Annotated in this window: 25 protein-coding genes; 15 read left to right on the top strand and 10 right to left on the bottom strand. The window is 66.2% G+C overall.

Annotated features, from left to right (window positions below; genetic code table 11):
* Nucleotides 1-498 precede the first annotated feature (498 nt).
* The 5 genes from V3328_RS10840 to V3328_RS10860 all read left to right on the top strand — a co-directional run bounded on the left by V3328_RS10840 (nucleotide 499) and on the right by V3328_RS10860 (nucleotide 5,261).
* Nucleotides 499-1,206: a GntR family transcriptional regulator gene (locus V3328_RS10840; RefSeq protein ID WP_340329672.1), complete on the top strand. Its 708-nt coding sequence runs from the start codon at nucleotides 499-501 to the stop codon at nucleotides 1,204-1,206.
* A 91-nt stretch (nucleotides 1,207-1,297) separates the two neighbouring features.
* Complete coding sequence (locus V3328_RS10845) at nucleotides 1,298-2,284, top strand: Bug family tripartite tricarboxylate transporter substrate binding protein (protein WP_340329673.1); 987 nt, start codon at nucleotides 1,298-1,300, stop codon at nucleotides 2,282-2,284.
* Between the two features lie 67 nt (nucleotides 2,285-2,351).
* A complete protein-coding gene (locus V3328_RS10850; RefSeq protein WP_340329674.1) occupies nucleotides 2,352-2,804 on the top strand; it encodes a tripartite tricarboxylate transporter TctB family protein in 453 nt (150 codons plus the stop codon).
* On the top strand, nucleotides 2,804-4,294 hold the full coding sequence (locus V3328_RS10855; protein ID WP_340329675.1) for a tripartite tricarboxylate transporter permease: 1,491 nt from the start codon (nucleotides 2,804-2,806) through the stop codon (nucleotides 4,292-4,294). The genes V3328_RS10850 and V3328_RS10855 overlap by 1 nt, the downstream gene beginning before the upstream one ends.
* Before the next feature lie 61 nt (nucleotides 4,295-4,355).
* On the top strand, nucleotides 4,356-5,261 hold the full coding sequence (locus V3328_RS10860; protein ID WP_340329676.1) for a cupin domain-containing protein: 906 nt from the start codon (nucleotides 4,356-4,358) through the stop codon (nucleotides 5,259-5,261).
* A 119-nt stretch (nucleotides 5,262-5,380) separates the two neighbouring features.
* Here the strand turns inward: V3328_RS10860 and V3328_RS10865 are convergent, their stop codons facing one another.
* A complete protein-coding gene (locus V3328_RS10865; RefSeq protein ID WP_340329677.1) occupies nucleotides 5,381-6,172 on the bottom strand; it encodes an SDR family NAD(P)-dependent oxidoreductase in 792 nt (263 codons plus the stop codon).
* A 222-nt stretch (nucleotides 6,173-6,394) separates the two neighbouring features.
* Here V3328_RS10865 and V3328_RS10870 point away from each other — a divergent pair, with 222 nt between their 5' ends.
* Both V3328_RS10870 and V3328_RS10875 read left to right on the top strand, forming a co-directional pair.
* Nucleotides 6,395-7,180 carry an alpha/beta fold hydrolase gene (locus V3328_RS10870; protein ID WP_340329678.1) on the top strand — a complete coding sequence of 262 codons (786 nt, stop codon included), beginning with the start codon at nucleotides 6,395-6,397 and terminating at the stop codon, nucleotides 7,178-7,180.
* Nucleotides 7,177-8,346, top strand: a complete 1,170-nt coding sequence (locus tag V3328_RS10875; protein WP_340329679.1) for an LLM class flavin-dependent oxidoreductase — start codon at nucleotides 7,177-7,179, stop codon at nucleotides 8,344-8,346. Before V3328_RS10870 ends, V3328_RS10875 begins: the two co-directional genes overlap by 4 nt.
* Nucleotides 8,347-8,420: 74 nt before the next feature.
* Here the strand turns inward: V3328_RS10875 and V3328_RS10880 are convergent, their stop codons facing one another.
* Nucleotides 8,421-9,125, bottom strand: coding sequence for a GntR family transcriptional regulator (locus tag V3328_RS10880; RefSeq protein WP_340329680.1), 705 nt, complete (start codon nucleotides 9,123-9,125; stop codon nucleotides 8,421-8,423).
* 264 nt (nucleotides 9,126-9,389) lie between these two features.
* Between V3328_RS10880 and V3328_RS10885 the strand changes: the two genes are divergently transcribed.
* The 6 genes from V3328_RS10885 to V3328_RS10910 all read left to right on the top strand — a co-directional run bounded on the left by V3328_RS10885 (nucleotide 9,390) and on the right by V3328_RS10910 (nucleotide 15,737).
* Nucleotides 9,390-10,259, top strand: coding sequence for an SDR family NAD(P)-dependent oxidoreductase (locus tag V3328_RS10885; RefSeq protein WP_340329681.1), 870 nt, complete (start codon nucleotides 9,390-9,392; stop codon nucleotides 10,257-10,259).
* The gene (locus tag V3328_RS10890) at nucleotides 10,256-10,879 is read left to right on the top strand and encodes an NADPH-dependent FMN reductase (protein ID WP_340329682.1); all 624 of its coding nucleotides are present in this window, start codon (nucleotides 10,256-10,258) and stop codon (nucleotides 10,877-10,879) included. The genes V3328_RS10885 and V3328_RS10890 overlap by 4 nt, the downstream gene beginning before the upstream one ends.
* An 80-nt stretch (nucleotides 10,880-10,959) precedes the next feature.
* Nucleotides 10,960-11,934, top strand: a complete 975-nt coding sequence (locus tag V3328_RS10895; RefSeq protein WP_340329683.1) for a TAXI family TRAP transporter solute-binding subunit — start codon at nucleotides 10,960-10,962, stop codon at nucleotides 11,932-11,934.
* A gap of 43 nt (nucleotides 11,935-11,977) precedes the next feature.
* Nucleotides 11,978-13,939, top strand: coding sequence for a TRAP transporter permease (locus V3328_RS10900; protein ID WP_340329684.1), 1,962 nt, complete (start codon nucleotides 11,978-11,980; stop codon nucleotides 13,937-13,939).
* Nucleotides 13,940-13,961: 22 nt separating this feature from the next.
* Nucleotides 13,962-14,678 carry an alpha/beta fold hydrolase gene (locus V3328_RS10905; RefSeq protein WP_340329685.1) on the top strand — a complete coding sequence of 239 codons (717 nt, stop codon included), beginning with the start codon at nucleotides 13,962-13,964 and terminating at the stop codon, nucleotides 14,676-14,678.
* A gap of 18 nt (nucleotides 14,679-14,696) precedes the next feature.
* The gene (locus tag V3328_RS10910) at nucleotides 14,697-15,737 is read left to right on the top strand and encodes a uroporphyrinogen decarboxylase family protein (protein WP_340329686.1); all 1,041 of its coding nucleotides are present in this window, start codon (nucleotides 14,697-14,699) and stop codon (nucleotides 15,735-15,737) included.
* 113 nt (nucleotides 15,738-15,850) lie between these two features.
* On the opposite strand, the gene V3328_RS10915 is transcribed toward V3328_RS10910, so the two are convergent.
* The 3 genes from V3328_RS10915 to gtdA all read right to left on the bottom strand — a co-directional run bounded on the left by V3328_RS10915 (nucleotide 15,851) and on the right by gtdA (nucleotide 18,432).
* Entirely contained in the window at nucleotides 15,851-16,351 is a 501-nt protein-coding gene (locus V3328_RS10915; protein WP_340329687.1) for a MarR family winged helix-turn-helix transcriptional regulator, read from the bottom strand.
* Complete coding sequence (locus V3328_RS10920) at nucleotides 16,348-17,205, bottom strand: fumarylacetoacetate hydrolase family protein (RefSeq protein WP_340329688.1); 858 nt, start codon at nucleotides 17,203-17,205, stop codon at nucleotides 16,348-16,350. The genes V3328_RS10915 and V3328_RS10920 overlap by 4 nt, the downstream gene beginning before the upstream one ends.
* Nucleotides 17,206-17,376: 171 nt before the next feature.
* On the bottom strand, nucleotides 17,377-18,432 hold the full coding sequence (gene gtdA / locus V3328_RS10925; RefSeq protein WP_340329689.1) for a gentisate 1,2-dioxygenase: 1,056 nt from the start codon (nucleotides 18,430-18,432) through the stop codon (nucleotides 17,377-17,379).
* Between the two features lie 189 nt (nucleotides 18,433-18,621).
* Here gtdA and V3328_RS10930 point away from each other — a divergent pair, with 189 nt between their 5' ends.
* Complete coding sequence (locus tag V3328_RS10930) at nucleotides 18,622-19,830, top strand: FAD-dependent oxidoreductase (protein ID WP_340329690.1); 1,209 nt, start codon at nucleotides 18,622-18,624, stop codon at nucleotides 19,828-19,830.
* 32 nt (nucleotides 19,831-19,862) lie between these two features.
* Here the strand turns inward: V3328_RS10930 and V3328_RS10935 are convergent, their stop codons facing one another.
* A complete protein-coding gene (locus V3328_RS10935) occupies nucleotides 19,863-20,732 on the bottom strand; it encodes an amidohydrolase family protein (RefSeq protein ID WP_340329691.1) in 870 nt (289 codons plus the stop codon).
* A 155-nt stretch (nucleotides 20,733-20,887) separates the two neighbouring features.
* Here V3328_RS10935 and V3328_RS10940 point away from each other — a divergent pair, with 155 nt between their 5' ends.
* Nucleotides 20,888-21,778 carry an NAD(P)-dependent oxidoreductase gene (locus V3328_RS10940; RefSeq protein WP_340329692.1) on the top strand — a complete coding sequence of 297 codons (891 nt, stop codon included), beginning with the start codon at nucleotides 20,888-20,890 and terminating at the stop codon, nucleotides 21,776-21,778.
* A gap of 27 nt (nucleotides 21,779-21,805) precedes the next feature.
* Here V3328_RS10940 and V3328_RS10945 read toward each other — a convergent pair whose 3' ends face one another.
* From V3328_RS10945 to V3328_RS10960, 4 genes are all read right to left on the bottom strand, one after another.
* Entirely contained in the window at nucleotides 21,806-22,870 is a 1,065-nt protein-coding gene (locus tag V3328_RS10945; protein WP_340329693.1) for a 4-oxalomesaconate tautomerase, read from the bottom strand.
* Between the two features lie 17 nt (nucleotides 22,871-22,887).
* On the bottom strand, nucleotides 22,888-23,562 hold the full coding sequence (locus V3328_RS10950) for a 4-carboxy-4-hydroxy-2-oxoadipate aldolase/oxaloacetate decarboxylase (protein WP_340329694.1): 675 nt from the start codon (nucleotides 23,560-23,562) through the stop codon (nucleotides 22,888-22,890).
* Nucleotides 23,562-24,293, bottom strand: coding sequence for a PIG-L deacetylase family protein (locus V3328_RS10955; RefSeq protein WP_340329695.1), 732 nt, complete (start codon nucleotides 24,291-24,293; stop codon nucleotides 23,562-23,564). Before V3328_RS10955 ends, V3328_RS10950 begins: the two co-directional genes overlap by 1 nt.
* A 161-nt stretch (nucleotides 24,294-24,454) precedes the next feature.
* Nucleotides 24,455-25,426 carry a catechol 2,3-dioxygenase gene (locus V3328_RS10960; RefSeq protein ID WP_340329696.1) on the bottom strand — a complete coding sequence of 324 codons (972 nt, stop codon included), beginning with the start codon at nucleotides 25,424-25,426 and terminating at the stop codon, nucleotides 24,455-24,457.
* Nucleotides 25,427-25,459: the final 33 nt, after the last annotated feature.

A 25,459-nucleotide genomic window follows, 5' to 3' on the forward strand; every position in this document is an offset into this window, starting at 1 on the left:
GGCGCAGCCGCCGCATTGGGCGCAGCAGCGCCCCACTCCGACTGATCGGCAGCAGGCGCGGCACCGCCCGGCTGGGCCCCGGGTCAAGCCCGGGGCATATTCTGAGAATTGGCAAAAGCCCGCCCCACCCCGCAGCCTACATCCCGGCCCCCGCGCCGGGATCCAGCGCAAAGCCCCGCCGCAGCCGCCGCCTCGATTGGCGGAACCCTCCAGTCCCGCCGAACTCCAACCCGCTCCGGTTGCCGTCGCCGCCTCCCTCGCCCGCATCTATTTCACTGCCTGAAAATGACGCCCGCCGTCCGCCGGATCGCGCTCCCGGGCGCTCACCGAACGATATTCAATATGATATCGGATCGACGGCCTCCGGCTGCGGGGCTGCGCCGGGGCCGGAGTTGGGGAGCTTCGGCGCAGCCCCGCGCCGCGGGTGCCCGCCGCAACGATCCGGCAGGTCGATGAAAGAACAATCGGGCGCCGCCGACAGGCGCCGCGGGAGGCAAGGTGCCGAGGCAACAGGAACTGGATGAGGTCGCGGAGGCCGGGCGCGCCCCGTCCGAAAGGATATCGATCCAGAGCGCCGCGCTGGCCGACAAGGTCTACGACCTGATCCTCGAGCAGTTGATTTCGCTCAGGATCCCGCCGGGCGCCCGCATCACCGTCGACGAACTGGTCCGCCAGTACGGCGTCTCGCAGACGCCGATCCGGGAGGCGCTGAGCCGGCTGGAATCGCACGGCCTCGTCACCAAGACCCACAGGATCGGCTATCGCACCGCCCCGCAGTTCACCAGGGAGCAGCTCCACGACCTCTACGAGATCCGGATGCTGCTGGAGCCGGCGGCGGCCCGAAAGGCGGCCGTGAACATCGACCCGGGCGAACTGGACGAACTTGCCGACCTGATCGCCGAGATGCAGCGCGAGACGACGCTCCTCAGCCAGCCGAAATACGGGCGCTTCGCGCGCCACGACGGCGCCTTCCATGCCTGCATAGCGAGCGCCAGCAAGAACGACCTGATCGCCGACGCCGTGTCGCGGCTGCACTCGCAGGTCCACATGTTCCGGCATTTCTACAATACCTCGGTCACCGACGCCGCTCTGCTGGAGCATCAGGCGATCGCCGCCGCGATCGCCGCGCGCGACGCCGGCAAGGCCGAGGAATGCATGCGCGCGCATATCGAGGAGTCCTGGAGACGTCTGGAGAAGGGATTCTGAACCTGCGCACGCGGATCGGGGAGAACGCCCGTATCGAAGACGGATCCCGGACGGGATTCGTCACCACAACACAACAAGGAGGACTTCCATCATGAGCACCCGAATTGCGAAACTGCTGAAAGGACTGGTCGCGTCGGCCTTCGCCGTGACCATGTCCGCGTCGCTGGCCGTCGCGGAATATCCCGAGAAGACCATCAGCTTCGTCGTGCCGTTCCCGGCCGGCGGTTCCACCGACATCGCCGCCCGCCTGCTCGGCGAGCAGTTGTCGGAGCGTCTCGGCCAGACCATCGTCATCGAGAACAAGCCCGGCGCCAGCGGCCTCATCGGCGCCTCGGCGGTGGCCCGCTCGGATCCGGACGGCTACACCTTCCTCGTCACCAGCGACGGCATCCACTCCGCCGCCGCGACCGGCGACGCCAACTTCGACCTGCTGACCGACCTCGTCCCGGTCAGCCAGATCGTCGGCGGAACCCTGATCCTCGTCGGCAGCAAGAGCGCCCCGTTCGACACCATCGAAGGCTTCGTCGAAACCGCCAAGGGCAGCGACGACAAGGTCAACGTCGCCATCAACGCGGCGCTGGGCAGCGCCCACATGGTGTTCGAGAACTTCAGGCGCGAGGCGGGCATCGACTACCAGCCGGTCTACTACGCCGGCGAGTCCCCGTCGCTTGCGGCCCTGGTGTCCGGCGAGGCGCAGGTCGGCATCATCTCCGGTCCGGCGGCCCGCACCCAGATCGAGGACGGCCAGGTCGTCGGACTCGCGGTGACGACTGCCGATCGCTTCGGCCTCGCCCCGGAAATCCCCACCGTGGGCGAGACGGTGGTTCCGGGCTTCGGCAAGGGCTACTCCACCGTCATGTTCGCGCCGAAGGGCACCCCCTCCGAGATCGTCGAGAAGATGGCGAGCGAGATCGCCGACATCGTCAACGACCCGGCCATGGCGGACAAGCTGCTTGAACTGGGCCTGGCGCCGATCGGCAGCACGCCGCAGGCCTATGCCGAAATCGTTCCGGCCGAGTTCGCCCGCAACCAGGAAATCATCAAGGACCTGCGCGAGAAGGGCCTCGTCGACAAGTAGGCGGCAACGCCGAAACTGCCCGGCCGCCCCGGCGGCCGGGCCCGTTTCTCTGGTTGGAAGCAGATCCGTGCAACTGAAGATCCAGAGCTATCGCCGGCTTTATGCCGGATCCTTGATCGTCGTCATCGGCCTGGCCGGCGTGTTCCTGGCGTCGGACCTGCGGTTCGGCACCATGGCGTCGATGGGTCCGGGATTCCTGCCGACCGTCTGCGGCTGGCTGATCGCCGCGCTCGGCATTGTCGTGCTCGCCATGATGTTCCGCGACGACGTGGAGATCGTCGACCCGCCGGTGGCCCGGCCGGTCATCATGATCTTCCTGTCGGTCGGCCTGTTCGCCCTGCTGATCGAGCACGCCGGTCTCGGCCTCACCGTCTTCCTGACCGCCTTCGTGGCGAGCTATGCCGGCCGGGCGCGGTTCGTCGAGACGCTGCTCCTCGCCTTCGGAACGGCGGTCGCCACCACGGTGCTGTTCGTCGTCATCCTGGGCCTGCCGCTGCGCATCTGGCCGGAGCTGTCCTGATGGACTCCATCCTCTTCGGGTTCGTCCAGATCCTGACCTACGACAATGTCCTGTGGTGCCTGATCGGCGCGCTGGTGGGCACCCTGATCGGCGTGCTGCCGGGCCTCGGGCCGCTCGCCACCATGGCGATCCTGCTGCCGATGACCTTCAGCCTGCCGCCGCTCGGGGCGCTGGTGATGCTGGCCGGCGTCTACTACGGCTCCCAGTACGGCGGCTCGACGACCGCGATCCTGGTCAACCTGCCAGGCGAGTCCTCCTCGGTGGTGACCTGTATCGACGGCCACGAGATGACCAAGCAGGGGCGCGCCGGCGAGGCGTTGTTCGTTGCCGCGACCGGCTCGTTCGCCGCCGGCTGCATCGCCACGCTGGTGATCGCGGTGGCCGCGCCGGCGATCGGCCAGTTCGCCCAGCAGTTCGCCTCTCCCGAATACGCCGCGCTGCTGATCTTCGGGCTGATCGCCGCCGTCGTGATCGCCTCGGGGTCGGCCATCGAAGCTTTCGTCGTCGTGCTGATCGGCGTCCTGCTCGGCTTCGTGGGGACCGACGTCAATTCCGGCGTCGACCGCTTCACGCTCGGCCAGATGGAATTGCTCGACGGCCTGCAGTTCGTGCCGCTGGCGCTCGGCTTCTTCGGCATCCCGGAGATCATCAGCAACCTCGAGACCCCCGAGCACCGCCACGTCATCACCCCGAAGGTCGGCAGCATCTGGCCGCGCTGGCCGCAGATCCGCCCGGCGATTACACCCGTCCTGCGCGGCACCGGGCTCGGCAGCGTGCTCGGCTTCCTGCCCGGCGGCGGCGCGCTCCTGAGCGCCTTCGTCTCCTACTCGGTGGAAAAGCGGATCGCCAGGGATCCCGGCCGCTTCGGCCACGGCGCGGTGGAAGGCGTGGCCGGCCCGGAAGCGGCCAACAATGCCGGCGCCCAGACCTCGTTCATTCCGCTGCTGACGCTGGGCATTCCGTCGAACCCGGTGATGGCCGTCATGATGGGCGCGATGATCCTGCATGGCATCCAGCCGGGGCCGCAGGTCATCTCCCGCCAGCCGGACCTGTTCTGGGGCCTGGTCGCCAGCATGTGGCTCGGCAACCTGATGCTGCTCGTCATCAACCTGCCGCTGATCGGCATCTGGGTGAAACTGCTGACGGTGCCCTACCGGCTGCTGTTCCCGGTGATCGTGGTGATCTCCTGCATCGGCATCTACAGCGTCAACAATTCGGCCTTCGACGTCTTCACCGCGATGATCTTCGGTGCGCTCGGCTACACCTTCTTCAAGCTCAAGCTCCAGCCGGCGCCGCTGCTGCTCGGCTTCATCGTAGGGCCGCTGCTGGAGGAAAACCTGCGGCGCGCCCTCGTCGTTTCGCGCGGCGACCCGACCGTCTTCTTCGACCGGCCGATCAGCGGCACCCTGATGGTCGGCGCCATCGTCCTGCTGCTCGTCCTGCTGCTGCCGTCGATCCGGCGCGTCCGCGACGTCGCGCTCAAGGAATGACCGCCGGAATGACCGCCGGCATGGCCGACCATCACCACCTCGCACAGGGACATCGACCATCATGACCGCAGGTTCCGATCCGCGCGCCGGGATCAAGGACATCCTCACCGACGGCAAGCCCGTTCCGACCGCGTTCCAGGTCGCCGACTACATGAAGTTCTACGAGACTCCGCCCTCCGAGCGGACGGACCTGCAGTCGACCTGGTACGGCCGCGGCCAGAACTTCATCGTCGCCTACACGGTTGCCGAAGACGGCGCGGTGCTGGAGGGTCCGGGTCAGTCCGACGAGTACATGGTGGTGCTTCCCGACCGGGAGACGGCCGCGATGCTGACCAGCGGCGGCGAGGACCACGAGATCGCCGGCTACACCCTCACGATCGTGCCGCCCGGCGCCAGCAGCCTTGCCGTCCGCAAGGGCGGCGTCATCGTCCGGATCTTCTCCTCGCAGGCCCCGGGCCTGGCCGATCTCTGCCTCAACCGGGACACCTACGCCACCCCCGATCCGAACGTCGCCCCCTACGCGCCGTGGCCGGCTCCGCGCGACGGCTACCGGGTGCGGGTCTACGACCTCAATATTCCCCCCGTCGCCGGTCGCTTCGGCCGGATCTTCCAGTCCTCGAACCTGATGGTGAACGTCTTCTACCCGCAGGGCCCGCGCGACGTCACGAAGATGTCGCCGCACCACCACGACGACTTCCAGCAGGGCTGGATGATCCTCGAGGGCGAATGCGTCCACCACGTCCGCTGGCCGTGGACCGCCGACCTCAGGATCTGGCGCGACGACGAGCACGTGCGCTGCGGCGGGCCTTCGCTCGCCGTGGTGCCGCCGCCCTCGCTCCACACCACCCAGATGACCGGCGAGCGAAACGTCCTGCTCGACATATTCTCCCCGCCGAGGACCGATTTCGTGGAACAGGGCTGGGTGCTGAACCACGACGAGTACCGGTTGCCGGAAGGCGGCGACTGAGGGCGACGGGCGCACACCCACCCTCTGGTCGGCCGCGAAACTGTGCTGGCACAGGCCTGACGGTGTCCTGGCGCAGCGACGGCACACTCATGACGCAGTGACGGCACACTCCCGGCAGGTCAGTCCGCCGTCGCGCCGCCGTCGATCGGGATGGTCACACCGGTCATGAAACTCGACGCCGGCGAGGCGAGCAGCAGCACCAGGCCCTTCATCTCGTCGACATGGGCGATCCGGTCCAGCGGCACCCCCGCCCTGAACATCCTCTCGACCTCCGGATCGTTGATCCGGCCGCCGCCGATATTGGTGCGGAACGGCCCCGGCGCGATGCCGGTGACCAGCACGTTGTGCTGCGCGAGTTCCATTGCCGATTGCCGTACAAGATTGACAACGCTGGCTTTTGTCGCCGCATAGGCATAGCCGCACAGTGGCTCGGCCATCAGTCCGGCAATCGACGAGACGGCGATGATCCGGCCCTCGCGGCGTGGAATCATGTGCGCGGCAGCAGCCCGGATGGTGACGAAAGTGGCGGTCAGGTTGACGTCGATCACGCGCTGCCAGCGGTTCATGTCGACCGCCTGCATCCGCCCCTCCGGCACCGTGAAGCCCGGGCCGGCGCTCATGCCGGCGTTGGCGATGGCGATGTCGAGTCTCCCGTAAGTCTCTGCGACAGCGTCGATTTCAGCCGCCAGGCGGTCGGTGTCGGCGACGTCGACGAGCCGGCCCTCGACATCCAGACCTTGGTCGCGCAGCCGCTCGACGGACTGCCTGAGTCCGTCCTCGTCGAAATCGAAGAGCGACACCGTCGCCCCGTTCGCCGCCAGCACCTCCGCCATTGACAGCCCGAGGCCGCCCGCCGCGCCGGTCACGATGGCCACCCGACCCGTCAGGTCGAACAGGTCCTCAGCCTTCATTGTGAATCCTCCCTCTCGTCGTTGCCGGCAATCTGACACCTCGAATGGTATGCAATAATGACAGGGGCCAAGATAAGCGACGAAGATTTTCCCGCATTTCCGGCAATATTGTAACGGCCTGATTCTGTGACTGGCATCATACCGCGTCTTTGGTATACCATCCCTGCAAACACGATGCCGACCCGGCCGGGTCCGCGCGAAACGAAAGAGGAGGCACGCCCGATGCCGTTTCGGGATTCCACCGAGACCATAGCAGGCTGCAACACCCACTTCATGCGCGGCGGAACAGGCGCGCCGCTGCTGTTCCTGCACGGGGCGAACGGTGCCGCGCACTGGCTGCCCTTCATGGAGGCCTTGTCGGAACGCTACGAGGTGATCGTCCCCGAGCACCCGGGCTACGGCGCCTCGGAGATGCCGGAGTGGCTCGACAATATCGGCGACCTCGCCTTCTTCTACCTCGACGTCATCGACCACCTCGGGCTCGACAAGGTGAATCTCGTCGGCCAGTCGATCGGCGGCTGGATCGCCCTGGAGCTTGCGGTCCGCAACGACACCGGGCTGGCCTCGCTGATCGTAAACGCCCCACCCGGCATCCGGATTCCGGGACTGCGCAAGGCCGACATCTTCCTGTGGTCGCCAGAGGAAACCGTGCGCAACCTGTTCCAGGACCAGTCGTTTTCGGAACAGGCCCTGGCCGCCGCGCCGACCACCGACGAGGGGCAAATGGTGGTGCTGAAGAACCGGCTGACCACCGCCAAGATCGCCTGGCAGCCGCGGCTCTACAATCCGGACCTGGAGAAGTGGCTGCACCGGATTTCGGTGCCGACGCTGGTCACATGGGGCGAGCAGGACAAGCTGATCCCGAAGGAATACGGGCCGGCGCTCGCCGGCATGATCCCCGGCGCGATCAGCGAGACCTTCGCCGACTGCGGCCACCTGCCATACGTCGAGAAGGCTGACGCATTCGTCGCCCGCGTTTCCAGCTTCATCGAGGAGTCCGCCCGATGAAATTCTATTTCATGCACTTGATGCCGTACGCCGACCTCGATCTCGACTACGACCAGAAATACAATTCGGCCTGGATCACGCTGCCCAATTCCTACTACGACCCGAAGAAGGGGCACGTCCTCTACAACCGCTATCTCGACGAGCTCGAATATGCCGACCAACTCGGCTTCGACGGCATCTGCGTCAACGAGCATCACCAGAACGCCTACGGCCTGATGCCGATCCCGGCCGTGACCGCCGGCGCCCTGTCGCGGCGCACCAGGAACGTCAAGATCGCCGTGCTCGGCCGCGCCCTGCCGCTCTTGAACAACCCGCTGGTGGTGGCCGAAGAGTTCACCATGCTCGACAACATCACCGGCGGCCGCCTGATCGCAGGCTTCGTGCGCGGTATCGGCGCCGAATACCACGCCTGGGGCGTCAACCCGGCAGAATCGCACGGACGCTTCCACGAGGCCCACGACCTGATCGTCCGCGCCTGGACGGAGCCGGGCCCGTTCACCTTCGAGGGCAAGTACTACGACTTCGAATACGTCAACACCTGGCCGCGCCCCTACCAGCAGCCGCGCCCGCCGATCTGGATCCCGTCGCAGGGCTCCAGCGAAACCATCGAATGGGCGGCCGATCCGAGCCGCAAGTACACCTATCTGCAGACCTTCACGCCCGCGGCGATGCTCGCCAAGTACATGAAGATGTACAAGGAAGTGGCGGAAGGCTACGGCTACGAGGCGTCCGAGGAGCAGCTCGGCTGGTCGGTGCCGCTCTACGTGGCGGAGACCGACGAGATCGCGATGCGCGAGGCGAAGCCGCACATCGAGACCTTCCTCAACAAGTTCCTGCGGATGCCGAAGGAAATGCTGCTGCCGCCCGGCTACCTGTCGCTGAAGTCGATGATGGGCGTCATGAAGGCCAAGGGCGCGATCGGCGGCCACCAGACGATCGATTCCGTCATGGAGAAGGGCATGTTCATCTGCGGCAGCCCGGCGACGGTGCGCGAGAAGCTCGAGCAGTACCAGAAGGAGATCGGCTTCGGCCACCTGCTGACGCTGCTGCAGTTCGGCACCCTGCCGGCCGAGCTGACGCGCAAGAACATCGAGATCTACGCCAAGGAAGTGATGCCCTACCTGCGCGACAAGACGGCGGCTCCTGTGGCCGCGGCCGGCGCGTAGCCCGGCTTGCGGCCGTCGATCCCAATGCCGCGCGCTTTCCTCGACCGTGAAGAGCCGGGGCCGAGCAGATCGCGCTAGCTGTCGTCACCGACCACCAGCAGGGAGAACAGGTGGGAGCTCATCGCCGCTTCGGCCCAGTGTGGATTGCGCATCTTCAGCGCCGCGATGATCTCGTGGTGCTGCGCGTGCGTCCGGCGGGTGCGGTCGTCGACGGGTTCGATATACGAGTTGAAGATCGACGCCGGCAATTCCAGCGAGGAGGCGAGGATCTTTTCCAGTCTGGGGCTGTCGGCGGCGTGGGCGATGACCGCGTGAAACTCGGTGTTGAGATCGTCGAAGCCTTCCAGATGGGCGTTCCAGCCGAGCCGCTCGAACGACTCTTCCATCCGCACCTCGAGGTCCTCCAGCCTGGCGATGTCGGCCGCGCTGATGCGCGTCGCCGCCCGTCCCGCCGCGTGGCCCTCAAAGATTGCCCGTAGACGGAACACTTCCGCGACATCCTTGGAGGAGAAGTGCGAAACGAAGCCGCGCTTGTAGCGCTGCAGGACCACGAGCCCCTCGCCGCTCAACCGGCTCAGCGCCTCGCGCACGGGTGTGCGGCTGACCCCGATCTTCTCGGCCAGCATCGCCTCCTGCAGCATGTCGCCGGAGCGCAGCACGCCCGTGATGATGTCGCGCCTGATCTGGCGATAGGCGATGTCGACCGCGCGACTCATGCCCTCGTCGCGCTCGCCCCCTTTCCCGCGCCCTTCCGGCCGCTGTTCCGACGCCTCAGTCACGTGCCGCTGCTCCGAGCTCGCCTCTGCCGAATCTGCCACTACTGCTACAGACCCTCGCCAGCGTCCACAACACGGGGGCGCCGTGGTCGTCATTGGTATACGAAAAGCACCGCATCCATGCCAAATGACCAGCGATTTCGTTGACAATAGCTCATTTGGTATACAAAAATGCGCCTGAGAAATCCGGCTGATCCCGACGCCCGGGCTTGAACTTTCCGCCCGTTGCGCGTCCACTCAAATCGGATCGCGACCGCAGGAGTGGCTATGTTCGACCCGGCAGGAAAAACGGCGTTCGTCACCGGCGCCGGCTCGGGTATCGGTCTGGGGATCGCCCGCCGCCTCGCACGCGCCGGCGCCCGCGTCGCGATGTGCGACATCCGCGCCGAGGCCCTCGAAGCCGCCCGTCAGGAAGTCTCCGGGATCAGCCGCAACTTCTCGGGCGACGAGGCGCTCGGCATCGTGGTCGACGTATCGGACCAGTCGTCGGTCGAGGCCGCGGCGGACGAGGCTGAAGCCCGCTTCGGCGAAGTCGACCTCGTGGTCAACAACGCCGGCGTTGCGATGCACGGTGTCAAAATAGAGGACGTGGCGCTCTCCGACTGGGACTGGGCGCTCGGCGTGAACGTCTATGGCGTCATTCACGGCATCCGCACCTTCGTGCCGCGCCTCAAGGCGCGCGGCAGCGGCCACGTCGTCAATACGGCATCGATCGGTGGCCTGCAGGTCAACCAAACGTTCCTGACGGGACCCTATTCGACGACGAAGTTCGCGGTCGTGGCGATTTCCGAGGCGCTCCGCAGCGAGTTGGAGGGGACCGGCGTCGGCGTCTCGGTGCTCTGCCCGATGGCGGTGGCCACCGATATCCATCTGTCCGCCCGCAGCCGTCCGGAACGGCTGGGAGGGCCCCATGAACGCCCGCAGGACCACTTCATGGGCGACTTGATCAAGGATGGCCAGTCGCCCGACCAGGTGGGCGACCGTCTCGTCGCGGCACTCCGCAACGGCGACTTCTACGTGTTCACACACCCGGAGACGCGGCGCTGGATCGAGGCGCGCCATGCCCGCATCATCGAAGGGTTCGATCAGCTCGACGCATACCTGGAAGATCGTTCGAACCGAAAGGGTGCGGCATGATCGGGCATCACCGTCCATACATCGTCGGCATCGGCGGGACGCCGCGCCTCGGCTCCACCGCCGAGATGGCACTGCGGCACTGTCTGAAGGCAGCGGAGGCACTCGGCGCCGACACCGAGCTGATTTCCGGCCCGGCCCTGGAACTGGCCATCTTCGATCCCGGCAATCCGCACCGTCCTCCCGCGGCGCGCCGGCTCGTGCAGGCAATCCGCCGCGCCGACGGAGTCATGCTGTCGTCCCCCGCCTATCACGGCACGCTGTCGGGCTTCATCAAGAACGCCCTAGACTATGTCGAGGATCTGCGCGACGGGCCGGCACCCTATCTCGAAGGGCGCGCGGTCGGCTGCATCGTCTGCGCCGACGGGACGCAGGCGATCGGCACGGCACTGGTCACGCTGCGCTCGATCATCCACTCGCTGCGCGGCTGGCCGACGCCATTCGCCGCCACCGTGAATGCGGCCGCCAAACCGTTTGCCGGCGGCGGCCCGCTCGACGAGCAGCTCGCCGCACAACTTGCCAAGGTGGCCGGGCAGGTGATGGAATTTGCCGAGATGCGCCGTCAGTACGACAGTTCACGGCGAGCGCCGGACGACCTGAGGGTGCGCGCACCGGCGGGCTGACCGCAAGACCCGAATGTCACGCCAGGGCCCAGCGGACGCGAAGATCCGCGGGCAGATCAAGCAACACATGGGAGGAATACATGCGACTTTTCCGACTGAACATCCTTGCCGGCCTTGCCGGATTGACCGTGGCCGGACTGCTCTCGGCCACCGCCTGGGCTCAGCCCGTAGCAATCTCGACGCTGCCGCCCGGCGCCATCAACAATGTCCAGGCGCAGGCGATCGCCAAGGTGATCCAGGAGAATTCCGACCTGCAGATGCGGGTCGTCACCTTCAACTCGCCGGCCGCCATCATGGGCGCGGCGCAGAACGCGCAGGCGGAGTTCGCCTTCACCTCGAACGACGAGGCCGGCACGGCGGTGCGCGGGCAGGACGAGCACGAGGGCAAGCCGATGTCGGACCTCCGGCTGGCCGCCTCCATCTTTCCGTTCAAGGTCGGCATCGCCGTGAGGAAGGATTCCGACATCAAGTCGGTGGCCGACCTGAAGGGAAAGCGCTTCGCGACAGGCTGGCAGGGCTTCAAGCAGGGCATCCCGCTGTTCAACGCCATGCTGGCGACGGAGGGCCTGAGCCTCGATGACGCCGACGCTGTGCCGGCCACGAACCTGCTCCGCGCAGCCGACGACTTCAAGGCGGGCAAGACCGATGCCTTCATCTTCGCCGTCGGCGCGCCGAAGGTCGCCGAGATCGACTCCGCGGTCGGCGGCATCCGCTGGCTGAATCTCGACGACTCGCCGGAAGCCCAGGAGCGGATGGCTGCGGTGCGGCCCGAGTACCACGTCAAGGAGCAGAAGCCGCTGCCGCACCTGGTCGGCGTCGAAGGCCCCACCAACCTGATGGAGTACTATATCGTCCTGCTGACCAACAAGGATGTCTCCGAAGACGTCGTCTACGAGGCGGTGAAGGCGCTCTACAACAACAAGGAGGGTCTCGTCGCCGGGCACCCCTCGTTCAATGCGTTCACGGCCGAGGGCATGGCCGTTCCGCAGCCGGGCATGGAATACCACCCCGGCGCCATCAGGTTCTTCAAGGAAGCGGGCATCTGGAAGGACTGATCCCGCATCTCCCGACAATCGGCATGGCCGCACGCAGGGGCGAATGAGCCAGGACCCGACCCAGATCGACGTGCCGCTGGCCTCGCCTGCGGTGCGTCTGACCGAGAAGACGCTCGGCGCCCTGCTGGCCCTCGTCGCGCTGGCCTGGGCCGCCGATGCGTATCGCATGGTCGGCATGATGTTCCTGGCCGAGCAGTTTCTCGCCGTCGTGCTGGGTCTCGCCCTCGCGGCGGTCTTCGTCCGCTACCCGTTTCGGCGCGACCGGCCGCGCCGGACGCTGCCGTGGTACGACGCGGTGCTGGCGGCCCTCGGTCTGGCCACCGGGCTCTACGTCGCCTGGAGTTACCCCACCATCATCGAGATGTTCTTCGATCTGCCGATCGACGGTCTGATCTGCTCCTGGATCCTGTTCGTGCTCTGTATCGAGGGACTGCGGCGGGCGGTCGGCATGCCGCTCGTCGTCATCGTTCTGGTGTTCACCGCCTATGCACTGGTCGGGCACCTCGTCCCCGGTGCGCTGCAGACGCGTCAGGTGCAGATCAACCGGATGATCCTGTATCTGGGCATGGATACCAGCGGCCTGTTCGGTCTCGTCATGCTGGTCGGCGTCACCATCGTCATTCCGTTCATCTTCTTCGGCCAGTTGCTGTTCAACTCCGGCGGCTCCGCGTTCTTCAACGACCTGTCGCTGGCGCTGATGGGCCGCTTTCGTGGCGGCGCCGCAAAGATATCGGTGACCGCCTCCAGCCTGTTCGGATCGATCTCGGGCATCGTCGTCTCCAACATCCTGGCGACGGGCGTCATCACCATACCGCTGATGAAGAAGGCCGGCTTCAGCGCCCGCCAGGCGGCGGCCATCGAGGCGACGGCCTCGACAGGCGGCCAGTTGATGCCTCCGGTGATGGGCGCGGTCGCCTTCCTGATGGCGGACTTCCTGCAGGTTCCCTATACGGAGATCGTGATCGCGGCCCTCGTCCCGTCGCTGCTCTACTACGTCGCGATCTTCATCCAGGCCGACCTCGAGGCCGCAAAGCTCGGCATCAAGCGCGTGCCGGAGGCCCAGATACCGCGGCTGCGCACGGTCTTGCGAAAGGGCTGGTTCTTCGTCCTGCCGTTCGCGGCCCTGGTCTATTCACTGTTCTGGCTCAACGACGCGCCAGAACTGGCGGCCCTGTATGCCTGCGTCACCGTCCTCGTGCTTGGCCTCGTGGCCGGCTACGACGGCGAGCGCATGAAGCCCGGCAAGATCTGGGAGTGCGTCGTTGCGACCGGCATCAACTCGCTGGACATCCTGATGATCGCGGCGGCAGCCGGGTTCATCATGGGCATCCTGCAGACAACGGGGCTCGGCTTCGCGCTGACCCTGTTCCTGGTCAAGCTCGGCGCCGGCAGCATTCTCGCGCTGCTGGTGATAGCGGCGCTGCTGTGCATCGTCCTCGGCATGGGGATGCCGACGCTCGGAGTATACGTGCTGCTCGCCGTGCTGATCGCACCGTCGCTGGTGGAGGTCGGCATCTCGCCGCTCGCCGCCCACATGTTCATCCTCTACCTCGGCATGATGTCGATGATCACGCCTCCGGTCGCCATTGCCGCGTTCTTCGCGGCAAGCCTCGCCGGCGCCGAACCAATGCGTACCGGCTTCACCGCCATGCGCTTCGGCTGGACGGCCTATATCGTGCCGTTCCTGTTCGTGTTCTCCCCGGCGCTGCTGCTGCAGGGGGGCGCATCGATCGCAACCATGGTCGCCGTCGCCTCGGCCGTTGCGGGTGTCTGGATCGTCTCGGCCGGCATGATCGGCTACTTCATGCGCCCGCTCGGCCCGGTCTCCCGGGCAGGCTTCATCATCGGCGGCGCCTGTCTGCTGGTGCCGGCGGAAATCGGTGCCTGGGCGGCGTGGACGGACTTCGGCGGCCTGGTTCTTTCCGTTGTCGTGGTGGTGTTCGAATACATGACGACGCGCCGCCTACGCGGCCCGGAGCAGGCTGCTTCCGGTACCCGTGGGTAATCCGGCAAGACAGAGGCAGACCGTGTCGCAGATCGTCCTCGTTCATGGTGCCTGGCATGGCGGCTGGTGCTGGAACCAGGTGGCGGGGCGCCTCCGCGCGCTCGGCCACGACGTACATGCTCCGACGCTGACCGGCCTGTGCGAACGCATTCACCTGGCCACACCGGCTGTCTGCCTGACCACCCATATCGACGACATCCTCAACCATATCCGCTTCAACGAACTCGACGGGATCGTGCTTGTCGGCCACTCCTACGGAGGCGCCGTCATCACCGGTGTCGCGTCTGCGTTGGGATCGCGGATCCGGGCGCTGGTCTATCTCGACGCGTTCAACATCGAATCCTCCGGAACGGCTCTGTTCGATCACTCGCCGGATTGGCGCGTCCAGGAACTGACAGAGGCGGCAGAGGCCTACAACGGCTGGCAAATCCCCTGCGACATGCTGATCCCGTTCTGGTCGAGCAGGCCGGCCGAGCGGGAGATGCTGAAGAAGCTGACGACGCCGAGCCCGATGGGCTGCTTCACCGAAAAGGTGACGCTGACCGGGGCGGAGAAATCGATCGCCGACCGCACCTATCTGATCTGCGAAGAGTACCGGCCGTCACCATTCTGGCCCTTCTACGAGCGCTACAGCAAGGATCCGGTCTGGCGAACCGCCCGTCTGCCCTCTATGCATGACGCGATGATCACGATTCCCGATCGGGTTACGCACGAAATCGACCTCATCGCCAGTCGCTGAACAACCGGAGGACCGCTCATGGCCAACGTCAACACGCTTCTGCCCACCTCGCTCGTGGGCTCCTACGCTCAGCCGGACTGGCTCCTGGACAAGGCGAACCTCCGGGGTCGGTTCCCCCCGCGCGTGCGAGCGCTGGAAATATGGCGGGTTGCCCCGGAATTTCTCGAGGAGGCCCAGGACGACGCGACGCTCATCGCCATTCGCGACCAGGAGCGCGCCGGCCTCGATATCATCACCGACGGCGAGACGCGGCGGGAAAGCTACTCGAACCGCTTCGCCACGGCGCTTGAAGGAGTCGACATCGACAACCCCGGGACCGCGCTCGACCGCTCCGGCCATCCCAATCCGGTGCCACGGGTCACCGGCAAGATCCGCCGCATGCACCCCGTCGAGGTGCGCGACACCGAGTTCCTCCGCGCCAACACCGACCGGCGCATCAAGATGACGATCCCGGGTCCCTTCACGATGTCGCAGCAGGCGCAGAACGACTACTACGACAGCCCGGCCGAGATGGCGATGGACTACGCCAAGGCCGTCAACGAGGAGATTCGCGACCTGTTCGCTGCCGGCGCCGACATCGTGCAGATCGACGAGCCATATATGCAGGCGCGCGCCGAGACGGCCCGCGAATACGGCCTCGACGCCCTTAATGCCGCGCTCGACGGCATCACCGGCGAAACCGCCGTCCATATCTGCTTCGGCTATGCCGCGATTATCCACGAACGGCCGGAGGGCTATTCGTTCCTGCCGGAATTCGCCAAGAGTCCGGTCCAGGACGTCTCCATCGAAACGGCGCAGTCGAATCTGGACTGCAAGATCCTCGAGACGCTGCCCGACAAGCGGATCATCCTGGGCGTCCTCGACCTGTCCACGAACGAGATCGAAACGCCCGAGGAGGTCGCGGCCCGGATCCGCCGCGCGCTGCCGCATGTCTCCGCCGAGCGCATCGTCGTCGCCCCCGACTGCGGCCTGAAGTACCTGACCCGCGACGTTGCCTACAACAAGATGGTCGCAATGGTCGAAGGCGCGGCGATCGTGCGCAAGGAACTTGCCGGCTGAGGCAGCCGGCGCGTCACAGGGCGGGGACTTTCTCCGCCATTCGAGAGTGATGACGGGGCCCGGTCCGAACGGGCTTCCGTCAACGTCTTTGCCTGTCCCGGAGCAGGCCGAATTCAGCCCGCGCCGTCGACGGCGCCCTCGCCGCTGGCGAGGGCCTTCTCGAGCAACGCCAGCAATCCTCCCCGCTCCTGGTCGTTCAGCCCCGACAGGAGATCGGCTTCATGCCGGCGGCTTTCCTCGGCGATCACACCGGCGGTCTCCTCGCCCTTCTGCGTGAGGCGCAGGGCGAACGCCCGGCCATCGCTCGTGGAGCGGGTGCGTTCCACGAGCCCTGCCTCCAGCAGCGGCGAGATTGCCTGCTGCAGCGTCGGCGCTTCCACCCGCAAGAGCCTCGCCAGGGCGACCTGGGTCAGCCCCGGATTCTCGCCGATCAGCAGCAGGATTCCGCCTTGAACCGGCGTCACACCGATTTCGAGCCGGCGGAACCAGCGGCCCCAGTGCGCGACGAACAGACCCTGCAGCCGACGCAGCCGGTACCCCACTAGTCCATCGAGCGCCGTCAGCGATTCCGCGGCCGGCTTGTCGTCACGCAGCTTCCGGGCCGCCTCGCTCAAGAGCCCCGCACCATGACGGTCATCTCGCCAACGCCCTCGACATATGCATCTATCCGGTCGCCCGGCTCGACGGGAGCGACCCCTTCGGGCGTGCCCGTCAGGATCACGTCGCCCGGATGGAGGGTATATGCCCGTGAAGCATATGCGATGAGCTTCGGGATATCGAAGATGAGGAGCGAGCTGTTCGACTTCTGCCTCGGCTCGCCGTTGATCATCAGCCGCAGATCGAGGTGTCCGGGATCGGCGAGTTCGTCCGCCGTCACGACCCAGGGACCGAGCACGGTGAAGGTGTCAAGCGACTTGCGGTAGCTTCGGTCCTCGGTGCCGCGGATCGTCATGTCGAGGCCGATCATGTAGCCCGCGACGTGGTCGTAGGCCTCGTCCTCGCTGATCCGGAAGCCCTCCCTGCCGATCACCAGCGCCAGTTCCACCTCGTGGTCGATGCGCCTGTCGGGCCAGTCGGCGACGACGCCCTCGCCCGCGCCGACCAGCGAACTCGGTGCCTTCAGGAACACGCCGTAGTCGGCGATCGTCTTCACGTGCGAGCCGAAATTGATGCCGGCATCGGCACGGGACTCGTCAAGGTGAAGCTGATAGTTGACAGGCGCCGCTACGATCTTCCCCGGATTGGCGATCGGGCTCAGCAGCTTCACGTCTTTCACCGGCTTCGACGGCGCATCCGCGGCAATGCGCTCCATCTCCGGCCTCAGGCTCTCGAAATGCAGCATGAACTGGTCACCGTGCGGCAGCGGCCAACGGATCTCGGGGAGCACGTCGAGAGCGGCGGTAACGTCACGGATCTGGTCGCCCTCGACCACGCCCAGACGGTTGTCGTCAAAACGGCAGAATCGCATTGATCTTCCCTGGTCTCTATCGCCCGCAACGGGCATGCGATGGATGTCTTTGTTGAAGCGCCTTCAATCGTCGGCGGATCGCCGCGAACGAAGAAGGTCATGGTCAGGCGGTTGCCGGGTCTCCGGGAGAGCGGCGGCCGCCAATGCCGCCACTCTCGCCCTTTTGGCGGTTCAGTTCGGCGACCGGCGATCCTCGCGGTAGAAGCCGAGCTTCTCGTGCACCACGCGATCGGAAAAACAGAAGAGGAAACAGTCCTCGCTCGCCTTGAAGCTCCGCCAGGACCAGGCAGGGATCGCAAGCACATCGCGCTTGGAGAACTGGAAGGTCCGGTCGCCAATGGTCGCGGTACCGCTGCCCTCGCCGACGCACATGACGATGCCGTCCGTCGATCGCATCGGCGCGGTCTCGAACCCCTTCTTCAGATGCGTCATCCACGTCGCCATCGTCGGCATCGCCCAGCCGCCGTCGATCGGATTCGCATAGCGCAGCGTGGTTCCCACATGCGGATCCGGCTCCTCGCCCCTGGCGGCCGTGACGAGGGCCTCGCGGGCGCGCTCGTAGGGATAGTTGAAGATCGGCGTCGTCAGCCCGTAGCGGCTTTCCGCCTCCAGCGGCAGCATGCCGTCGCCGAATCGGCCGAGCGAATCTCCCTCCGGCCGCGTCAGGGTCTGGCGCTTGTCGTTGTAGCCTTCGGAGAAACCGGTCTCGAAGAAGGAGACCATCGGCAGGTCGAGACCGTCCAGCCAGGCACAGGGCTCGGTGCCCTCGTTGCCGTGGTCATGGTAGGCCCAGGCCGGTGTGATGACGAAATCGCCGGCCCGCATGGTGGTGCGTTCGCCGCCGACGGCCGTGAATGCGCCCTCTCCCTCCAGCATGAACCGCAGCGCCGATGCGGTATGGCGATGGGCCGGCGCCGTCTCCCCGGGCATGATGAGCTGCATGCCGGAGTAGAGCGTCGAGGTCGTCCGCGACTGACCGACGAACGAGGGGTTCTCGAATACGAGCACGCGGCGCTCGGCCTCTTCGGCAGTCAGCAGGTTGCCGGATTCCATGAGGAGCGGCCGGACATCCGAATACCGCCATTGGAAGGGAACCGCCTTGGAGGTCGGTTCGTTCGGCATGAGTCCCTTCAGCACCTCCCAGAGCGGGGCCAGGTTCTTCGGCCCCAACCGGTCGTAGAAGTCCTGGCGCTTGGCCCGTGTGGCGTCGTCGACGGCCTGTTCCATGGTGTCCTCCCGAGGGTTGTCTGGCCGCCGTCACACGCACGCACTTGCGGCTTGGCGAGCGGGCTCGATATGATAAGGTATCCTAACTAAAATGCCGCGAGCGGGCAAGCACCGTGAAGACGGCAGGTCGAATGGAGGAATCAGGGGAAATGACCGCTGAGCATCCGGGTCAGGCAAGAGCGTCGGCCTGTGCCTGACCGGCTTCCCATCGTCGTAGCGGGCGGAGGGCCGGGCGGCATGGCTGTTGCCGTGGCACTCGCACAATCGGCGTTCGACGTCGTCGTCATCGAGCGCGAGCCGGAATTCCCGGTGGACCTCAGGGCCGGCTCGTTCCATCCGCCGACCGTCGAGATGTTCGATGCACTTGGCGTCGGAGAGGCCATGCGCGAGGCAGGGATCAAGGTTCCGGTCTGGCAGGTCCGCGACAGGCGCGCCGGGGTAATCGCCGAATTCGATCTCGGCCTGCTGAAGAACGACACTCCCTATCCCTACCGGCTGCATGTCGAACAGCACAGGCTGACGCGCTTCCTTGGCGCGCGCTCCGATGATCTTCCGAATCTGGACCTGCGATTCTCGACGGAGTTCGTGTCATACGAGCAGCACGATGATCGCATCCTCGTCACCATCCACGGTCCGGGCGGCACCGAGACGATCGACGCGGGCTATCTGATCGGTGCGGATGGCGGACGCAGCGGCGTTCGCAAGCAGATGGGCGTCGAATTCGAGGGCTTCACCTGGCCGGAGCGCTATCTGGTCGCTTCCTGCGTTTACGACCTGGCCCGTCACGGCTTCGCCATGAACGCCTACATCGCCGATCCGGTGGAGTGGGCGGCGATCTTCAAGATGCCGCACAATGGCCCGCCGGGGCTCTGGCGGCTCGCCATCCCGGTCCAGCCGGAGACGCCAGACGATATCGCGCTGTCGCTTCCGTTCGTCCGGGAGCGGCTGCACGGGTTCCAGCCGGGACTGGGCGATGCCGAGATCCCCTACCATTCGATCTACCGGGTGCATCAGCGCGTCGCGAAGACCTTCCGAGCGGGGCGGGTCGTGCTGTTGGGGGATGCCGCCCACATCAATAATCCGCTCGGTGCAATGGGGCTGAACAGTGCCGTCCACGACGCCGTGAACCTCGCCGCGAAGCTCCGGGAGATCCGCGACGGCGGCGACGCCGACGCGCTGCTGGAACGCTACGTCCGCCAGCGCCGCGGCGTTACCATCGAGTTCGTCCAGGCGATGTCGATCCGCAACAAGCGCCTGCTCGAGGAGCGTGACCCCGAGGTGCGCAAGCAGCGGCTGGACGAATTGCGCAAGACCGCCGCCGACCCGAAAGCCGCGTACACGCACCTGCTCGGCACATCGATGATCGCAAGCCTCAGACGGGCGGCGGCGATCGAGTAGACCCCGCGCGTGGCAGACACCGCTTTGCGACGTCACTCCGCCCAGTACAACCGCGTCGGATTGTCGACCAGCAGCGCCTGCATCAGTGCGGCTGTAGGCGCCATCAGCGGCAAGAGGTCGACCAGTGCGCCGTCGTCGGGCATGTTCTTCCTGATGTTGGGATGGGGCCAGTCGGTGCCCCACAGCACCCGGTCGGGAAAGGTCTCGACCAGGGTGCGCGCGAAGGGGACCGCATCGTGGTATGGCGGGCCGGCGCGCGACACCCGCTCGGCGCCGCACACCTTCACCCAGAAGCGCTCGTCCTCCATCAGGTCGAGCAGCAGCCGGAACGGCTCCTGATCGAGCCCCCGGCTCGCGTCGACCCGGCCCATGTGATCGATGATCATAGGCACGGGAATGTCGCGCAGGAACGGCGCAAGGTCCGGCAACTTGCTCGCGTCGAAATGGACGACCGCGTGCCAGCCGAGGTCGGCGATCCTGCCGACGGTCGTGCGCACGGCATCGGGATCGGCGTCCGCGCCCAGATGCGAAACAAAATTGAACCTGACGCCGCGCACCCCGCACGCGTCGAGCGCCTTCAGGTCGGCAACGGAGGTCTCCGGCCTCACCATCGCGACTCCCCGCACACGCTCCGGGTCGGCTGCGATCATGTCGAGCATCGCCGCGTTGTCTGTGCCGTGGCAGCTTGCCTGAACGAGGACGGTACGCGCGATCCCGAGCTTTGCGTGCAGTGCGGACAGCGTCTCCTTGGGTGCGTCGACCGGCGTGTAGGTGCGCTCCTCGGCGAAGGGAAACCGCGCCGCCGGGCCGAACACGTGGCAGTGGGCGTCGCAGGCGTTCTCCGGCAGGACGACATCGGGCGTCTTCGGATCGGGATGAAAGGACAGGCTTTCGCGGGTCATTGCGGTTTGCCTCGCGGCGGATCGATGCAATCGCCGTAGCCCGGATCGAATGCCGGCGCAATCCGGCCGATGAACGGCACTCCCTTCCGCGATTGCGCTTTGCTCCAGCCGGGCTAGGAATACGTGGAGCTGATTCAACCATGGGACGCGTGAGGATGCGCATCGGATTCATCGGCTTCGGCGAGGCGGCACGCGCCTTCGTCGACACGCTTGGGAAGGGAAATGGCAGGTCGGAAGGAAAACACTTCACGACCTATGACGTCCTGTTCGACACCGAAGGCATGGACGGGATTACCGCGAACATCGCCCGCTCGCGCAACGTCCATCCCCTCGCCCATCCCGCCGACGTCGCCGACGAGGCGGACTGGGTGTTTTCCGCGGTCACCGCCGCCTCGAGCCTCGACGCCGCCGAGGCGATCGCTCCGCACCTCCGCGCGCGCCAGGTCTTCATCGACATCAATTCCGTGTCGCCCGGCCGAAAGCGCACATCTGCGGATCTGATCGCGGCAAGCGGCGCCACCTATGTCGATATGGCCGTCATGGCGCCGGTTCATCCGCGCGGTCACAGGACGCCGGCGCTTCTTGCGGGAAAAGGCGCGACGGCACTCGCGGCGGAGTTCGAGCGGCTCGGCTTCGATTTCGACGTCGTCGGTTCCGAAGTCGGTGCGGCCACGGCGATCAAGATGGTGCGCAGCCTCTTCGTGAAGGGGCTGGAGGCGATAACGGTCGAGATGCTGCTCGCGGCCAGGCTGTCGGGCTGCTACGACCGCGTCGTCCCCTCTCTGGCGGCGACCTATCCAGGACTTAACTGGGAGACGTTTGCCGACTACGAGATCGAACGGGTCTCGCGACACGGCGTACGACGCGGCGCCGAAATGGAGGAGGCGGCCGTCACCCTCCGCGAACTCGGCCTGAGCGGCGATATCGCAGCGGCTGTCGCCGCGACGCAGACGCGGATCGGTTCGCTCGGCTTCGCGCCGAAGGGAGAAACGGAAGCCGATGTCGGGGCGTTGCTGGCGGCGATGGGGCTCAAGCTGCCGGGCTAGCTCGACGCCGGTTTCTTCGGAAAGCCTTCAGTCCCCGAACACCACGCCGTCGAACAGCTTGCGCGCGGTGCGAAGGATCGCCGCCCGCCGGACGTTCCCAGCCTCATCTATGTTCGCCACCACCGTCATCTCGCCGGTCGGATGCTCTACCGACAGTGTCTTCTCCCGGCCAGACGGAATGCTGGCAAGCTCGGCTGCCGGACTTCCCGGCAGCAGGCAGGCCGTCGCCACGCTGACGGCACCGAGCACACCGATCGAGGAATGGCAACGATGTGGGATGAAGGTGCGCGTCGAGATCGCGCCGCCCGCCCTCGGAGCGGAGACCATTGTCATTTTCGGCACCGACTTCTGCGACACGTCGCCGAGGTTCATCATCGGCCCGGCCTTCAGCCGGATCGCCTCGAGCCTGTCGCGCAAACCGACATTCTCCTCGAGGTCCTTCGGCGCCTCGTCGCCGGTGACACCGAGATCGGACGCACGCATCACGACCACCGGCATGCCGTTGTCGATGAGCGTCACCTCGATGTCGTCGACCACGTCGACGGCATTGCCGGTCGGCAGGAGTGCCCCGCAGGACGAACCCGCTGTGTCCTCGAACGCGATCGGGATCGGTGCCGACGTACCCGGCACGCCGTCGATACGGGCTGTTCCGTCGTAGTTCACGGTGCCAGCCGGCGTCTCGACGGTGGCAACCGCGACCTGACCGGTGTTCTCCATGAAGATCCGCACCTCGGTACGCTCGTCACCCGCCCCTACCAGCCCGCGCTCGATCGCGAACGGCCCGACGCCGGCGAGAATATTGCCGCAGTTCTGCGCATCGGTGACGATCGGCTGGTCGACGAAGACCTGCAGGAACAGATAGTCGACGTCGGTGTCCGGCCGTTCCGACGGTTTGACCACTGCTACCTTTGAGGTCAGCGGATCGGCCCCGCCGAGTCCGTCGATCTGGCGCGCGTCCGGCGACCCCATCAGCCGTAGCAGAAAGGCGTCTCGCTGCCGCGAATCGGGTGGAAGGTCGGAGGCGAGGAAATAGCCGCCCTTCGACGTGCCGCCGCGCATCCACATGCAGCGGATGCCGTCAGGGTGCTTCATGGCCGAAGGCATGTCCGTCACACATACTTCAGTCCCTTCGCCTTGAGACGGTCCCGGAAGCCGTAGATGTCGAGGCCGAGTTCGCCGGCCATCAGGCGCTTGCGGGTCTCCGCTTCCCTGGCTTCGCGCGCGCGAGACGCCGTGACGGCCTCCGGCACCTGTTCGCGCGCCACGACGCAGACTCCATCGTCGTCGGCCACGATCGCATCGCCCGGATCGATGGCGGCGCCGGCGCAGACCACCGGCACGTTGATCGAACCGATCGTCTCCTTGACCGTGCCCTGCGCCGAGACCGCCTTCGACCAAACCGGAAAACCGATCTCCGTGAGGTCGCGTACGTCGCGCACGCCGGCGTCGATGATCAGCCCCCTAACGCCCCGCGCCATGAGGGAGCGGGCCAGAAGCTCGCCGAAATAGCCGTCCTCGCAGGGGCTCGTCGGCGCGACGACGAGGATGTCACCCTCCCCGCACTGTTCCACGGCGACGTGCAGCATCCAGTTGTCGCCGGGGGGGATCGATACGGTGACGGCAGACCCCGCGATTCTGGCGCCGGCATAGATCGGCCGCAGATACGCGGCCAGCATGCCGGTCCGGCCAATCGCCTCGTGCACGGTTGCGACGCCGCACTCGGCAAGTTCCGCCAGCGCCACCCTGTCGGCCCGCTCGATGTTCTGGACCACGATACCCGGCATCACAGCTCATCCACGGTTCTGGGGAAAATGGACTGGAAGGCCTCGGCATACCTGGCCGCCCGCCCTCCCGCCTGGCCGCCGGAATTGCGCCGAAACTGGTTGGCGCGGTTCTCGGCGACGTTGGTATAGTACTCCCACAGGTGCTGCTGGCCTTCCATGCACTCGATGGCCGCCCGCTTCTGGTCCCAGACATCGGTGATGTCGAGGATCGTATCCGGCTTCCATCCGCACTGCTCGGTCTGGTGCGGCTCGAACAGATAGAGTTGTGGCGCGCCGAGCACCTTCTGACCCGGATTGTGCCCCCAGGCCTGCGCGACCATCCGGCACTCGAGCGCCACCCTGGTCGCATAGGGATGGTCCGTGTTGTAGGGGTCGTCCATGGAGTGCGACAGCATGAAGGTCGGCTGAACCGCCCGGATCGTATCGACCAGGCGGAACTTGGCCTCCCGGTCGAGCTCGAGGGGATAGTCGCCGAGATCGAAGAACTGGATGTCGTGGGCGTCGAGGGCCCTGGCGGCGGCTTCGGCCTCCTTGCGCCGCTCCGCCTTCACATGCTCGAGGGTGGCACCGTCCTGTTTCCACAGCTTGGCGCTTTCGCCGCGCTCGCCGTAGGACAGGCAGACGATGGTGACGTCATAGCCACGCTTCTGGTGCAGGGCGATCGCTCCGCCGCAGCGCCAGACAAAGTCGGCGGAATGGGCGGAGACGACGAGTGCTGTCTTGCTGGCCATGGGCGCTTCCTGATTGTCGCTCGGTGCCGATATCAGCGCCGGTGGCGGGAATTTTCAAGTCATTCGCGTCCATTGGGCGGGCCACCGCACACAAGGACCTCATCCTGAGAAGGCCGCGCAAGTAGTGTCTCGAATGATGGCGCGAAGGCTGCCCGCCTTCCCTACTCCGCCACTTCCCCCGGCGGTGTGCCGTGGGTGTGGAAGGATTCGATGGTCTTGAGGCCCCAGGCCTGGCCTTTCCTGCGCTCTGTCTCGGTCCAGGTTATGGTCGGCCAGTCCGGCCGCAGGATCAGACGGGCGCCGGCGTTGGCGACCTCGACCCGGTTGCCCGCCGGCTCGTACACGTAGAGAAAGAACGTTCCCTGGATCGCGTGCTTGTGCGGTCCCGTCTCGATGAAGACGCCGTTCTCGAGGAAGATGTCGGCAGCCCTCAGCACGTCCTCGCGCTGGTCGACGGCGTAGGTCACGTGGTGAAAGCGCGCCGGGATGCCGGTGTGGTCCTCGGTATAGGCGATATCGTAGGACTTGTTGTTGACGGTGAACCAGCAGCCGCCGAGCCGGCCGTTGTCGAGCTGGATCTGCTCGGTGACGCGGCTGCCGAGGGCCGTCGTCATGAAGTCGCGGATCCTGGAAACGTCGGTCGCCAGCAGGTTCAGGTGGTCGAGCCGGCGCACGGCAACCCCGCGGCCGTGATAGCGCTGGTGGATATTCTTCAGCGCCGGCTTCTCCGACTCCGGCGGCTGGTAGTCCCGAGTGTCGTAGTAGAGTTCGAAGATGTGGCCGTCCGGATCTCGGAACCGGTACGCGCGGCCATGGCCGAGGTCGCCGTCGACCCAGCCGATGCCGCAGCCCATCGCCTCGATAACCTTCACCCGCCGCTCGAGCGCCTGCGGTGACGAGGTGCGGTAGCCCACGTGGCCCATGCCGGTCGACGCCGAAGCGGTCAGCTTCAGGGTGTGGAACTCGTAATCGTCCCAGGCCCGCAGGTAGACGGACTCGCCCTCCCGGCCGCTCTCCGTCAGGCCATAGACGTCGACGAAGAAATCGAGGCTTTCCTCGGGCTTGTTGGTGAGAATCTCGACATGGCCCAGATGGGCGACGTCAAAGCAGGGTTCCTTGGTCGTATCGGTCATGTCGGCGTCCGGGTTCAGGGAAATCGACGGCAA

The organism is Microbaculum marinum, from assembly GCF_037855135.1.
GTDB lineage: Bacteria > Pseudomonadota > Alphaproteobacteria > Rhizobiales > Tepidamorphaceae > Microbaculum > Microbaculum marinum.